The organism is Ideonella azotifigens (assembly GCF_021043325.1).
Taxonomy (GTDB): Bacteria; Pseudomonadota; Gammaproteobacteria; order Burkholderiales; family Burkholderiaceae_C; genus Ideonella; species Ideonella azotifigens.
The window spans coordinates 658,307-671,130 of the sequence record NZ_JAJNKD010000002.1; the positions used below are offsets into that span (position 1 = coordinate 658,307).

Annotated in this window: 10 protein-coding genes; 7 read left to right on the forward strand and 3 right to left on the reverse strand. The window is 69.1% G+C overall.

The window, feature by feature from the left end; all coding sequences use genetic code 11:
• The first annotated feature begins 3 nt into the window (after nt 1–3).
• The 3 genes from creC (at nt 4) to LRH25_RS07655 (ending at nt 3,339) form a co-directional block, all read left to right on the forward strand.
• Complete coding sequence (gene creC, locus LRH25_RS07645; protein WP_231010598.1) at nt 4–1,446, forward strand: two-component system sensor histidine kinase CreC; 1,443 nt, start codon at nt 4–6, stop codon at nt 1,444–1,446.
• Nucleotides 1,447–1,542: 96 nt separating this feature from the next.
• Nucleotides 1,543–2,994: a cell envelope integrity protein CreD gene (gene creD / locus LRH25_RS07650; protein ID WP_231010599.1), complete on the forward strand. Its 1,452-nt coding sequence runs from the start codon at nt 1,543–1,545 to the stop codon at nt 2,992–2,994.
• Between the two features lie 3 nt (nt 2,995–2,997).
• A complete protein-coding gene (locus LRH25_RS07655; RefSeq protein WP_231010600.1) occupies nt 2,998–3,339 on the forward strand; it encodes a hypothetical protein in 342 nt (113 codons plus the stop codon).
• On the opposite strand, the gene LRH25_RS07660 is transcribed toward LRH25_RS07655, so the two are convergent.
• Nucleotides 3,330–4,289 (reverse strand): LysR family transcriptional regulator, encoded by a 960-nt coding sequence (locus tag LRH25_RS07660; protein WP_231010601.1) that lies wholly within the window; start codon nt 4,287–4,289, stop codon nt 3,330–3,332. The two genes, LRH25_RS07655 and LRH25_RS07660, sit on opposite strands and share 10 nt — an antisense overlap.
• A 94-nt stretch (nt 4,290–4,383) precedes the next feature.
• On the opposite strand from LRH25_RS07660, the gene LRH25_RS07665 reads away from it, so the two are divergent.
• The 3 genes from LRH25_RS07665 (at nt 4,384) to LRH25_RS07675 (ending at nt 9,059) form a co-directional block, all read left to right on the forward strand.
• Nucleotides 4,384–6,093, forward strand: a complete 1,710-nt coding sequence (locus LRH25_RS07665; RefSeq protein ID WP_231010602.1) for a GMC family oxidoreductase — start codon at nt 4,384–4,386, stop codon at nt 6,091–6,093.
• A 329-nt stretch (nt 6,094–6,422) separates the two neighbouring features.
• On the forward strand, nt 6,423–7,184 hold the full coding sequence (locus LRH25_RS07670; protein WP_375140573.1) for a TSUP family transporter: 762 nt from the start codon (nt 6,423–6,425) through the stop codon (nt 7,182–7,184).
• Between the two features lie 141 nt (nt 7,185–7,325).
• On the forward strand, nt 7,326–9,059 hold the full coding sequence (locus tag LRH25_RS07675) for an AMP-binding protein (RefSeq protein ID WP_231010603.1): 1,734 nt from the start codon (nt 7,326–7,328) through the stop codon (nt 9,057–9,059).
• Between the two features lie 30 nt (nt 9,060–9,089).
• Here the strand turns inward: LRH25_RS07675 and LRH25_RS07680 are convergent, their stop codons facing one another.
• Nucleotides 9,090–11,294 carry a malate synthase G gene (locus LRH25_RS07680; RefSeq protein WP_141287391.1) on the reverse strand — a complete coding sequence of 735 codons (2,205 nt, stop codon included), beginning with the start codon at nt 11,292–11,294 and terminating at the stop codon, nt 9,090–9,092.
• A gap of 159 nt (nt 11,295–11,453) precedes the next feature.
• On the opposite strand from LRH25_RS07680, the gene LRH25_RS07685 reads away from it, so the two are divergent.
• Nucleotides 11,454–12,374: a LysR family transcriptional regulator gene (locus LRH25_RS07685; RefSeq protein ID WP_141287392.1), complete on the forward strand. Its 921-nt coding sequence runs from the start codon at nt 11,454–11,456 to the stop codon at nt 12,372–12,374.
• Between the two features lie 55 nt (nt 12,375–12,429).
• Here LRH25_RS07685 and LRH25_RS07690 read toward each other — a convergent pair whose 3' ends face one another.
• Nucleotides 12,430–12,792: a PsiF family protein gene (locus LRH25_RS07690; RefSeq protein ID WP_141287393.1), complete on the reverse strand. Its 363-nt coding sequence runs from the start codon at nt 12,790–12,792 to the stop codon at nt 12,430–12,432.
• Nucleotides 12,793–12,824: the final 32 nt, after the last annotated feature.

Genomic DNA, 12,824 nt, shown 5'->3' on the forward strand with positions numbered 1-12,824 from the left:
CCCATGCGCCTCGGCCTGCGCCTGCTCGGTGGCTTCCTGCTGATCAGTGGCCTGGCCGCATTCTTCGTGCTGCGCGTCTTCCTGGCCGAGATCAAGCCCAGCGTGCGCGAGGTGATGGAAGACATCCTGGTCGACAGCGCGAACCTGCTGGCCGAGTCCGCGGCCGACGACCTGGCCGTGCTGCCGCCCGGCGGCACGCTGGCCGGCAGCGCATTCGCCCGCCAGGTGCAGGCCTACGCCAGCCGCCCGGTGGACGCCAAGATCTGGGGCCTGGACAAGCGCAGCCTGGACTTCCGCGTCTACGTGACCGACGCCGCCGGCCGTGTGGTGTTCGACTCCGCGCCCACGCCGGCCACCGGCGCCGACTACTCGCGCTGGCGCGACGTCTCACGCACGCTGCGCGGCGAATACGGCGCCCGCGCCACGCGCGAAGTGCAGGCCGACGACCGCACCTCCGTGATGTACGTGGCCGCACCCGTCCAGCGCGGCGGCAAGCTGCTGGGCGTGCTGACGGTCGGCAAGCCGATGGCCACGGTGCAGCCCTTCATTGACCGCGCCGAGCAAAAGATCTTCTGGGCCGGCGTGTGGCTGCTTGGCTTGTCGCTGGCCATCGGCCTGCTGGTGACCTGGTGGGCGGTGCATTCGGTGCGGCGGCTGCGCGGCTATGCGCTGTCGGTCGGCACGCACGACACGGCCACCGCGCCGCGCCCGCCGGACCTGCCGGGTGAGCTCGGCGAGCTGGCGCAGGCCATGGACCGCATGCGCCTGCGGCTGGAAGGCCGCGAGCAGCTGGCGCACGACGTGCGCGCGCTGACGCACGAGCTGAAAAGCCCGCTGACCGCGATCCAGGGCGCCGCCGAGCTGCTGGGCGACGAGTTGCCCGCGCCGGACCGCCAACGCTTTGCGCTGCAGATCGACGACCAGGTCGACCGGCTGCGAGACCTTGTGGACAGCGCGCTGGAACTCTCCAAGCTCGAAAGCCGGCAAACGCCAGCGCACCGCGAGGCCGTGGACCTGGTCGCACTCAGCGAACAGGTGCTGGCCCAGCACCAGGCCAGCCTGAGCCAGGCCGGCTTGCAGGTTCAATGGCTGAGCCAGGAGCGAGTGACTTTGCAGGGCGACGCCGAGGCGCTGTCGCTGGCGCTGTCCAACCTCGTGGCCAACGCCTGCCGACACGGCGCCGCGGGTGGTCTGCTGGAACTGAGCGTGCGGCGCGAGGGCCGCGAGCTGCGCTGGTCCCTGCGCGACCACGGTCCCGGCGTGCCGGCCTACGCGCTGCCGCAACTGGGCCAGCGCTTCTTTGCCACCGTCAGCCCGCGCGATGGCCGCAAGGGCAGCGGACTGGGCCTGGCCATCGTCGGCCAGGTCATGGCCTTGCACGCCGGCCGCTGGCAGGCCGAGAACTGCCAGCCGGGCTTGCGCGTCACGCTGCGCTTTCCTTTGTAGCCCCACTTCACCTTCGCTTCACACAGCCCTCGCTGGCTTCACCGGCCTGCGGGAAGCTGCCGCCCATCGCATTCAAACGAACGAGAGGGCAGGCAGATGAAATACCAATTGCTGGGCAAGGGGCTGGCCGTGGGCGGCTTTGCCGTGATGTTGTCGCTGGTGCTCACGCGCATCAGCTTCCTGGTCGACGAACGCGCCGCGCGCCAGCGGGACGCCGTGCGCAGCGTGCAGCAGTCCCAGGCCGGGGCGCAGACGCTGGTCGGCCCGCTGCTGCAGCGGGCCTGCAGCGAAGAGTGGGACAGCGAGGTCGGCGAGGGCAAGGAGCGCAAGCGCGTCGTCGAGCGGCGCGACTTCACGCTGCAGGCCGCACCGGCGGAACTGACGGTCGACAGCAGCCTGCGCAGCGAGCTGCGCTACCGCGGCCTGTTCAAGGTCAACGGCTATGCCGGCCACTTCAAGCTGGACGCTTCCTGGGCTTCGGCAGACGCGATGAAGCCGCGCGCCGAGCATGTCGATGGCCGCCTGCAGTGTCGGCCCGCGGTGCTGTGGCTTGGCCTGAGCGACGTGCGCGGCGTGCGCGAGGCCAGCGCCACCGTGGCCGGCAAGACGCGGGCGGTCAAGCCGGGCACGCCCAATGGCGAACTGGCCCAGGGCTTCCATGTCGAGCTGCCGGAGGACTGGCCGGCCGCCTCGGACAGCGCCGCGCTGGCCGCACACGTCGAGCTGGAACTGGTCGGCATCGCGCGCCTGGCGCTGGTACCGGTCGGGGAGGCCACGCGATGGGTCACGAAGTCCGACTGGCCGCACCCGTCGTTTGGCGGGCGCTTCCTGCCGACCGCGCGCGACATCACCGACCAGGGTTTCGATGCGACCTGGCAGGTCTCGGCACTGGCCTCGGCGGCGCCGCGGCAGGTGCTGTCCGGCGCGAAACTGTGTGAACCCGCCACGGCTTTGGCCGAGCCGGGCGATGAAACGGCCTATCCCGCCGCGGTTGCCGCCGCCGCGCCCGAATGCCTGGACACGCTGGCCGTCTCGTTCATCGACCCGGTCAACCCATACGTGCTGAGCGACCGGGCGACCAAATACGGCCTGCTGTTCGTCGGCCTGACCTTCATCGCGGTGGCGCTGGTCGAGGTGCTGGGCCGCGGCCGGGTGCGGCGCGTGCACCCGATCCAGTACGCGCTGGTCGGCCTGGCGCTGACGCTGTTCTTCCTGCTGTTGCTCAGCCTGTCCGAGCACCTGGCGTTTGGCATTGCCTACGGCATTGCGAGCGCGGCCTGCGTCTCGCTGCTGGGCGTGTACACCGCGCACATGCTGGGCCGCCGCCGCGATGGCATCACCTTCGGCGGTGCGATGGCGCTGCTCTACGGGCTGATGTACGTGCTGCTGCAGCGCGAGCAGACCGCGCTGGTCATCGGCTCGGTGGGCCTGTTTGCCGCAGTGGCGGCGGTGATGTGGCTGACCCGTGGCGTCGACTGGTACCGGATGTTCGACGAGGCCCTGGCGACGGCGCCGACCCAAGCCGTGCCTCGTGCCGCTGCGGAGTGAGTCATGCCAGGCGTGTTCTTCGACATGTTCTTTGCGCTGCTGGCGGTCTGCCTGATTGCCTGCCCGCTGATGATGACCTTGGCCCTGGCGGGCTTGTGCCTGCGCATGACCCGCGACTGGGCCGCGCGGGTGCTGTACCGCGGTGCCTGGGGCACGATGCTGTGGGTGCTGGCGGCGCGTTGTGTCGCCGCGGCGTGGCCGGAGTGGCGGGTTGGCAGCTGGTGGGTGGCGCTGCCGGCGGGCATGGCCGGCTTCGGTGCCTGGTCGCTTGCCGGCAGCCTGCTGGACCTGCTGCGTCGCGAATGGCGCGAGCAGCACCGGCTGTCGGTCGAAGTTCAGTCCTGAACCGCTTCACTGGCCGCGGCGCCCGGCTGCCAGATGCGCGCGGCGACCTCGAACAGCAATGCGATGGCCGCGGCGCGCTCGGCTGGCAGTTCCGGGTTCGCGGCCAGCGGCCGGGCGATCAGCGTCAGTGAGGTGTCCAGCGCATGTGCGCGCGAGACAGCCAGGCCGGCCTGGTCTGCCTCGCGCAGCGCCACCGCCTCGCGCGCCAGGCTGAGGCCGAAACCGGCCTTCACCAGGTCCACCATCGATGCTTCCTGGTCAACGCGGGCGACGCTGCGTGGCCGCTGCTGCAGGCGCTTGAACAGCGGCTGCAGCAGCCGGTGGTGGACCGAGTCGCGCGGCGTGAGGATCCACGGCAGCTCGGCCAGCGCCTCCCAGCTGCGGCCCTGCAGCCTCGCCTGCCAGCCGCGCGGTGCGATGACCACGTAGCGCACCGGAGCCAGCGGCAGCACCTGTAGCCGCCTGCCGTCCGGCTCGCCGAGGCAGAACGCCAGGTCCAGCCGGCCGGCCAGCACCTCGGCCATCACGCTGCCGGAAATGCCGTGCCGCAGCTCCGGGTGCAGTTGCGGCCCGCGCTGGCGCACCGCGCGCAGGAATTCTCCCAGGCGGATGGCGGCGGGATCAAGGATGGTGCCCAGCGTGATGGGCACGTTGGCTGGCGTGGCCGCCGCTTTGTCGCCCTCACCGTGCCCGCCTTCGGCCAGCCGCGTGAAGCGCCGTACCGCTTCCACCGCATCACGAGCCGCAGGCAGCAGTTGCTCGCCCTCGGCCGTCAGTGCCAGGCCGCGGCCGGTGCGGCGCAGCAGCGTCAGGCCCAGGCGCTGCTGCAGGCCGGCCAGCTGCATGGAGACAGCGGTCGGGCTGCAGGCCAATGTGTCGGCCGCACGGGCCAGCGTGCCGTGGGTGGCCACGGCGACCAGCGCCTGCAGTTGCCGCAGGTCAGGGCGCATGTGAGTTCAAGTGGGTTGGAATCAGAGCGGGTTCACGAGTGTGCCCGCGGCCGAACGCGGGGTCTACAGTCGGCGCAGGAGACACATCACATTCATGAGCGAAGCGACTTACGACGTCATCGTGCTGGGCGCCGGCACCGCCGGCTGCCTGCTGGCCAACCGGCTCTCGGCCGACCCGGATTGCCGGGTCTTGCTGATCGAGGCCGGTGGGCATGACGACTACCTGTGGATCCACATTCCCGTGGGCTACCTGTACTGCATCGGCAACCCGCGCACCGACTGGCTGTACCAGACCGACGCCGACCCCGGCCTGAACGGCCGCCAGCTGCGCTACCCGCGTGGCAAGGTGCTGGGCGGCTGCTCCAGCATCAACGGCATGATCTACATGCGCGGCCAGGCGCGGGACTACGACGGCTGGGCCGAATTGACCGGCGACCCGGCCTGGCGCTGGGACGAATGCCTGCCGCACTTCCTGCGCCATGAGGACCACTGGCGCGGCGAGGTGCCCGGCCTGCATGCCGCGCCTGGTTTCGACCCGCGCGGCCAGCGCAGCGGCGGCGAGTGGCGGGTCGAGAAGCAGCGCCTGTCCTGGGAGATCCTGGACGCATTTGCCAAGGCTGCCGAAGAGGCCGGCATTCCGGCCACGACGGACTTCAACCGCGGCGACAACGAAGGCGTCGGCTATTTCGAGGTCAACCAGCGCAGCGGCATCCGCTGGAATGCGGCCAAGGCCTTTTTGCGGCCGGTGGTGGGCCGGCCCAACCTGCAGGTGTGGACAGGCGCCACGGTGCAGCGCCTGCTGTTCACGCATGACGCGGACGGCGCCTTGCGCGCCAGCGGCGTCGAGATCCTGCCGGTCAATGGCGGCGCGCCGGTGCAGGCGCATTGCCGCGGCGAGGTCGTGCTGGCCTGCGGCGCGGTGGGCTCGCCGGCGGTGCTGCAGCGCTCGGGGCTGGGGCCGGCGGACCTGTTGCAGCGCCTGGGCATTGAGGTGCGCCAGCCGCTGGCGGGCGTGGGCGCCAACCTGCAGGATCATTTGCAGATCCGCGCGGTGTTCGGCGTGAACGGCGTGCGCACGCTCAACACCATGGCCAGCTCGCACTGGGGCAAGGCGCGCATCGGGCTGGAATACCTGCTGCGCCGCAGTGGGCCGATGAGCATGGCGCCGTCGCAGCTCGGCGCCTTCACCCGCTCGGACCCGGGCCAGCGCTGGGCCAACCTGGAGTACCACGTGCAGCCGCTGTCGCTGGACGCCTTCGGCGAGCCGCTGCACCGCCACAACGCCTTCACAGCCAGCGTCTGCAACTTGAACCCGGCCTCGCGCGGGCGGGTGCAGATCACCTCCAGGGACCCGGCTGCTGCGCCGTCCATCCTGGCCAACTACCTGTCGGCCGAAGAGGACAGGCGCGTGGCGGCCGATTCGCTGCGCGTGACCCGTCGCATCGTGCAGATGCCGGCGCTGGCGCGTTACCAGCCGAAGGAGCTCAAGCCCGGCCTGCAGTTCCAGACCGACGATGAGCTGGCCCGGCTGGCGGGCGACATCGGCACGACGATCTTCCATCCGGTCGGCACCTGCCAGATGGGCCGCGCCGACGATTCCGCTGCGGTACTGGACAGCCGGCTGCGTGTTCGCGGCGTGCGCGGGCTGCGCGTGGCAGATGCCAGTGTGATGCCGCGCATCACCAGCGGCAACACCAATTCGCCAACGCTGATGATTGCCGAACGTGCGGCGGCCTGGATCATTGCCGAGCGGCAGGCTGCGCAACGCGAAGGTGCACCGGTGGCCCATGCATCGGTTGTCTGATGACGGAAAGGGTAGGTAAAGATCCGTATTTTGACCGGGAAAGCCCTGATGCGAAAAACGTGCTTGCTCCATTACAGTGCAGGCACTTTCAGCGCAATGCCCTTCTGTGGTGCGCTGCTGAAGGGGGTCCCGAGGAGACAAACCGGGCCAATAACCAGAACTCATGCCGCCCGCAAGGCCTGTAGATCGCGAGATCGGTACAGGCCGAGCAGAAATGAAAATGTGAAAATGCAAGGGCGCCAACGCTAGTTGGCGCCCTTGCGCCATTCTGGGGCCAGGTTTTGCGGCGCTGTTGCGGCGCCCGGGCACTTTCCAATTTTTACCGACCGATGCTGGACCTGCTGGTGGTTGCGGCCGCCTCCGGGCTGGCTGGTTTTGTCGATGCAATCGTCGGTGGCGGCGGCCTGGTACTGGTCCCCGCGCTGTTTGCCACCTACCCCGGCGCGCCACCTGCCTCGCTGATGGGCACGAACAAGGGCGGCGCGATCTGGGGCACCGCCTGGGCGGCGCGGCAGTTCGCCCGCCGCGTCAGCCTGAACTGGCGTGGGTTGATGCCGGCCGTGGCCATGGCGCTGCTGGGCAGCTGGGCGGGCGCCTGGACGCTCACCCAGGTCAGTGCCGACGGCCTGCGCAAGGCCTTGCCGCTGGTGCTGCTGGCCATCCTGGCCTACACGCTGGCCCGCAAGGACCTTGGCCGCGAACACGCGCCGCGCCTGGCCGCTGCGCGCGAAAGCCTGGCAGCCGGCGTGATCGGCCTGTGCATCGGCTTCTACGACGGATTCTTCGGCCCCGGTACCGGCAGCTTTTTCGTCTTCCTGTTCGTGCGCATCCTGGGCTACGACTTCCTGCACGCTTCCGCCGCGGCCAAGCTCCTGAACACGGCCACCAACGGCGCCGCGCTGCTGCTGTTCGCCTGGAAGGGCCATGTCTGGTGGCAGGTGGCTGCGGTGCTGGCGGTCACCAACGTGGCCGGCAGCTTGCTGGGCACCCGCATGGCGCTGCGCCATGGCGCGGGCTTTGTGCGCGGCGTGTTCATCCTGGTGGTCAGCGCGCTGATCCTGAAGACCGGCTACGACGCTTTCCTTCGGTGAATGGTCTGCGGCAAAAGCCTGCCGCGCTGTCCGCAACGGTGTCTTCCCTGAGCGCCGCCGCAAACGCGGGTTCCCGCGGATGGCGGCGGCTTGGCAGGCCCTTAGCCTGCGATGACATTTGTTCATCCACAGGGTCGGTCCATGAATGCACCTCTCGCTCCCGAATCGGTGATGTCCGTGCACACCCAGTTCGTCGAGGCACCGCCCGAGGCGCTGGCACTGCAGCGGCTGTACCACTGGGAACGCACGCAGCCGCAGCGCGTGGCCTTCGTGCAACCCGTCGGCAATGGCGAGGTGCGCGAGTTCACCTGGGCCGAGGTGCTTCAGCAGACCCGGCGCATCGCCACCCACCTGCAGCAGCGAGGTTTCGAGCCTGGCTCGAAGATCGCCATCCTGGCCAAGAACTGCGTCTGGTGGTTGATGGCCGACTACGCGATCTGGATGGCTGGCCACGTCTCGGTGCCGCTCTACCCCACGCTGGCGGCCGACACCATCGGCCAGATCCTGAGCCACAGCGAAGCCAGGCTGCTGTTCATCGGCAAGCTGGACAACTTCGACGCGATGGCGCCTGGCATTCCCGCCGGCCTGCCCTGCGTGAGCATGCCGCTGGCACCCGAACGCGCACGCGGTGAACGCTGGGATGCGCTGCTGGCGGCTTGCGCGCCACTGGCCGGCGAGCCGCTGCGAGAGCCGGGCGAGCTTTGCACGCTGATGTACACCTCCGGCACCACCGGCGCGCCCAAGGGCGTGATGCACAGCTTCGGCAACTTCGCCTGGGCCATCAGTTCCGGCCTGCGCCGGCTGGAGATCGACCACCGCGCCCGCATGCTGAGCTACCTGCCGCTGTCGCACGTGGCCGAGCGCACGCTGCTGGAGCACGGCCAGCTGGCCACCGGCATGCGCGTGTACTTTGCCGAGCGGCCGGAAACCTTCACCGCCGACCTGCAGCGCGCCCGCCCGACCTGCTTCTTCTCGGTGCCGCGGCTGTGGGTCAAATTCCAGCAAGGCGTCTTGGCGCGCATGCCGCAGGCCAAGCTGGACCGCTTGCTGCGCATCCCGCTGGTGGGCCAGCTGGTGCGCAAGAAAGTGCTGGCCGCACTGGGGCTGGACAAGTGCCGCGTGGCCGCCGGTGGCGCCGCGCCCATGCCACCCGAGCTGCTGCGCTGGTACGAGCGCCTGGGCCTGTCCATCGTCGAGGTCTACGGCATGACCGAGAACTGCGGCGTCAGCCACGCCACGGTGGTCGGCCTGCCGCAGCCGGGCACGGTGGGCATTCCGTATGAAGGCGTCGAAAGCCGGCTGGACCCGCTGGACGGCGAGATCCAGATGCGCAGCCCGGCCGTCATGCAGGGCTACTTCAAGGAACCCGAGCTGACCCGAGAGGCCTTCACCGAAGACGGCTGGCTGCACACCGGGGACAAGGGCCAGTACGACGAGCAGGGCAACCTGCGCATCACCGGCCGCGTGAAGGACTTGTTCAAGACCAGCAAGGGCAAGTACGTTGCGCCCGCGCCCATCGAGGACAAGCTGGTGATGCACCCGGCGGTAGAAGCCTGTTGCGTCAGCGGCGCCAGCCTGGGCCAGCCGCTGGCGCTGCTGATGCTCAATGCCGACGCGGTCGCCAAATGTGCCGACACCGCCTTGCGCATGGAACTCGCCGCCTCACTCGCCGAACATCTGCAAGCCATCAACCAGCGCCTGGACCCGCACGAACAACTCGCCTGCCTGGTCATCGTCACCGAAGCCTGGACGGTGGACAACGGCCTCATCACCCCCACCTTCAAGATCAAGCGCAACCGCGTGGAGACGCTGTATGCGCACCACTACGAAAGCTGGACCGGGCGCGGGCAGGCGGTCGTCTGGGCGCAGGACTGAGAATTTTCCCAGCGACTGCGCCGAGGTCGTTCAGGCCCCAGCCTTTACTTTCAGCCGCCACGCGTGCAGCAGCGGCTCGGTATAGCCGCTCGGCTGTTCCTTGCCCTTGAACACCAGGTCCAGCGCCGCCTGGTAGGCCGCACCGGTGGGGTTTTTGGCCAGGCTTTGGTAGAGCGGGTCGCTGGCGTTTTGCTGGTCCACCACCTGGGCCATGCGGGCGAAGGTGTCGCGCACCTGGGCTTCGCCGACCACGCCGTGCTGCAGCCAGTTGGCAATGTGCTGGCTGGAGATGCGCAGCGTGGCGCGGTCCTCCATCAGGCCGATGTTGTGGATGTCGGGCACCTTGGAGCAGCCCACGCCCTGGTCCACCCAGCGCACCACGTAACCCAGGATGCCCTGCGCGTTGTTGTCCAGCTCCTGCTGGCGCTCGACCTCGCTCCAGTTGGCATCCTTGGCCACCGGCACGGTCAGCAGGTTCGCCAGGATGGCTTCGCGCTCGCCGTTGCTGTCCATGGCCAGCGCCTGCTGCTCCAGCTCCTTTTGGACCTGGGCGACGCTGACCTGGTGGTAGTGCAGCGCGTGCAGCGTGGCGGCGGTGGGGCTGGGCACCCAGGCGGTGTTGGCGCCGGCCTTGGGGTGGCCGATCTTCTGCTTGAGCATCTCGGCCATCAGGTCCGGCATGGCCCACATGCCCTTGCCGATCTGGGCCCGGCCGCGCAGGCCGCATTGCAGGCCGACCAGCACGTTGCTCTTCTCATAGGCCTGGATCCAGGCGCTGGTCTTCATGTCGCCCTTGCGCAGCATGGGGCCGGCAAACATGGCGGTGTGCATCTCGTCGCCGGTGCGGTCCAGGAAGCCGGTGTTGATGAAGGCGACGCGGCTGCCGGCCGCGGCAATGCAGGCCTTCAGGTTCACGCTGGTGCGGCGCTCTTCGTCCATGATGCCCAGCTTCACGGTGCTGGGCGCCAGGCCCAGCAGCTGCTCGACGCGGCCGAACAGCTCGGCAGCAAACGCCACCTCGGCCGGACCGTGCATCTTGGGCTTGACGATGTAGACCGAGCCCTGGCGCGAGTTGGTGATGCCATTGGCGCCGTGGCGCTGCAGGTCGTGCAGCGCGATGGTGGTGGTCACCACCGCGTCCATGATGCCCTCAGGCACCTCTTTGCCGTCGCCCCACAGGATGGCCGGATTGGTCATCAGGTGGCCGACATTGCGCACGAACATCAGCGAGCGGCCGTGCAGCACGACCTGGCCCTGGCCGCTGGGGGCCGTGTAGACGCGGTCGGCGTTCAGGCGGCGGGTGAAGGTCTTGCCGCCCTTGCTGACTTCCTCGGTGAGCGTGCCCAGCTGAATGCCCAGCCAGTTGCGGTAGGCCAGCACCTTGTCCTCGGCGTCTACCGCGGCGACCGAGTCTTCCAGGTCCAGGATGGTGGACAGCGCGGATTCGACGATCAGGTCGCTGACGCCTGCCGCGTCGGTCTTGCCGATGGCCGTCGTCGGGTCGATCTGCAGGTCCAGGTGCAGGCCGTTGTGCACCAGCAGGACCGAAGACGGCGCGGCCGCGTCGCCCTGGTAGCCGGCGAGCTGCTTCGGGTCGGCCAGTCCGGTCAGCGTGCCGCCCTTCAGGTGCACGACCAGCTGGCCGGCTTCGATCGCGTACTTCGTCGCGTCCACATGGCTGGCCGAGACCAGCGGCGCGGCTTGGTCCAGCACCTGGCGGGCGTAGGCGATGACCTTGGCGCCGCGCACTGGGTTGTAGCCCTGGCCCTTCTCCGCGCCGTCGGCCTCGGGGATCACGTCAGTGCCATAGAGCGCGTCGTACAGGCTGCCCCACCGCGCGTTCGCGGCGTTCAGCGCATAGCGAGCGTTCAGGATGGGCACGACCAGCTGCGGCCCGGCTTGCGTGGCCAGCTCGGCGTCCACGTTGGCGGTTGTCGCCTTGACGTCCGCCGGCACCGGCACGGTGTAGCCGATCCTGGCCAGGAAGGCTTGGTAGGCCGGCATGTCGGTGATGGGGCCGGGATGGGCCTTGTGCCAGCCGTCCATCTCGGTCTGGATGCGGTCCCGCTCGGCCAGCAGCGCGGCGTTCTTGGGCGCCAGATCGTGCACGATGGCATCGAAGCCGGCCCAGAAGGTGGCCGCCGAGACACCGGTGTTGGGCAGCACCTGTTCATTGATGAACTGGTGCAGCACCGGGGCGATCTGCAGGCGGTGTTCGGTGATGCGGGTGCTCATGGGGATGTCCTTTGCAGGGCTGGAGTCAGGAAGCGTCAATGAGTCTGAATGCGGGCGGGCCGCCATGCCGGGGAATTTATTTGATACTCTGACAAAGATTAAGTCCCGAGTCTGCGATTGATTTGTGACTTTAAGTTTGGAATCAAGCCGGGAGCACGCATGGACCGCCTGAAGCAGATGGAAACCTTCGTGGCGGTGGCCACCCGGGGCAGCCTGACGGCCGCTGCCCAGGCCGAAGGTGTGGCACCGGCGCTGATCGGCCGGCGCATGGATGCGCTGGAGGCGCGGTTGGGCGTCAAGCTGCTGCAGCGCACGACGCGCCGCATCAGTCTGACGCACGAAGGCAGCGCTTTCCTCGAAGATTGCCAGCGCTTGCTGGCCGAGGTCAACAACGCCGAGGCCAGCGTGTCGGCCGGTGGGGTCAGGGCCAGCGGGCATGTGCGCATCACCGCACCGGCGGGATTCGGCCGCCGGCACGTCGCGCCACTGGTGCCCAGCTTTCTGGCCCAGCACCCGGAGGTCAGCCTGTCGCTGAACCTGTCGGACCGGCTGGTCGACATCGTCAACGAAGGCGTGGACTGCGCGGTGCGCGTGGGCGACCTGCCCGATTCCAGCCTGATCAGCGTGCGCCTGGCCGACAACCGCCGCCAATGCGTGGCCACGCCGGCCTACCTGGCCCGCGCCGGCACACCCAGGCACCCATCCGAGCTGAACCGCTTCGCCTGCCTCACGCTCAGCTCAGAAGCCAGCCAGAGCCGCGGCTGGGCGTTTCGGGTCGACGGGCAGGTCACTTACCTGCGCCCGGCCGGCCGGCTGGACTGCAGCGATGGCCAGGTGCTGCACGAATGGTGCAAGCGCGACCTGGGCATCGCCTGGCGCAGCACCTGGGAGGTCCAGGCCGATCTCGAAGCCGGGCGGCTGGCCAGCCTGCTGGATGAATTCGCCGCGCCGCCCAACGGCATCTACGCCGTCTTTCCTAGCGCCCGGATGCTGCCACTGCGCGTGCGCCTGTGGATCGATTTCCTCAAGCAGACCTATGGCGACGCCGCCTACTGGCGCGGCAACGCGGTCCAGACGTGACAACGGCGCCGGCTGCGGGTGGCAGCGGGCGCCGTCCAATGGCGAGCCTGGCGGTTTACTTCGCGCTCAGGCAGTCCTTCATGAAGGCCTTGCGGGCATCGCCGGTGAGGGCCTTGGTCTTCGCGTCGGCATTGCAGGTCTTCATCTTCGACTGCTGCGCCGTGGCGCTCGCCGCCGCTTCCGGCGCCGCCGCCGCGCCCGCCGCGCTCAGGCACTGCTTCATGAAGTCCTTGCGCGCATCGCCGGTCAGCGCCTTGGTCTTCGCATCGGCATTGCAGGTCTTCATCTTGTTCTGCTGCGCCGCAGCAGAAGCGGAGGGCGCCGGTGCAGCGGCCGACGCAGCGGGCGCGGCAGGCGTTGCGGCAGCGGCAAGACCGACCAGGCTGGTCAAAGACAGGGCAAGGATGAGCTTCTTCATGGCGTGGGTCCTTTGTGAATCGATGGGGCGAC

What these genes read in the sequence shown, in the direction of transcription:
- LRH25_RS07660 (WP_231010601.1), bottom strand. Translation starts at nt 4,289, where the DNA reads ATGCGCCCTGACCTGCGGCAACTGCAGGCGCTGGTCGCCGTGGCCACC.
- creD (WP_231010599.1), top strand. Translation starts at nt 1,543, where the DNA reads ATGAAATACCAATTGCTGGGCAAGGGGCTGGCCGTGGGCGGCTTTGCC.
- LRH25_RS07665 (WP_231010602.1), top strand. Translation starts at nt 4,384, where the DNA reads ATGAGCGAAGCGACTTACGACGTCATCGTGCTGGGCGCCGGCACCGCC.
- LRH25_RS07670 (WP_375140573.1), top strand. Translation starts at nt 6,423, where the DNA reads ATGCTGGACCTGCTGGTGGTTGCGGCCGCCTCCGGGCTGGCTGGTTTT.
- LRH25_RS07655 (WP_231010600.1), top strand. Translation starts at nt 2,998, where the DNA reads ATGCCAGGCGTGTTCTTCGACATGTTCTTTGCGCTGCTGGCGGTCTGC.
- LRH25_RS07680 (WP_141287391.1), bottom strand. Translation starts at nt 11,294, where the DNA reads ATGAGCACCCGCATCACCGAACACCGCCTGCAGATCGCCCCGGTGCTG.
- LRH25_RS07685 (WP_141287392.1), top strand. Translation starts at nt 11,454, where the DNA reads ATGGACCGCCTGAAGCAGATGGAAACCTTCGTGGCGGTGGCCACCCGG.
- LRH25_RS07690 (WP_141287393.1), bottom strand. Translation starts at nt 12,792, where the DNA reads ATGAAGAAGCTCATCCTTGCCCTGTCTTTGACCAGCCTGGTCGGTCTT.
- LRH25_RS07675 (WP_231010603.1), top strand. Translation starts at nt 7,326, where the DNA reads ATGAATGCACCTCTCGCTCCCGAATCGGTGATGTCCGTGCACACCCAG.
- creC (WP_231010598.1), top strand. Translation starts at nt 4, where the DNA reads ATGCGCCTCGGCCTGCGCCTGCTCGGTGGCTTCCTGCTGATCAGTGGC.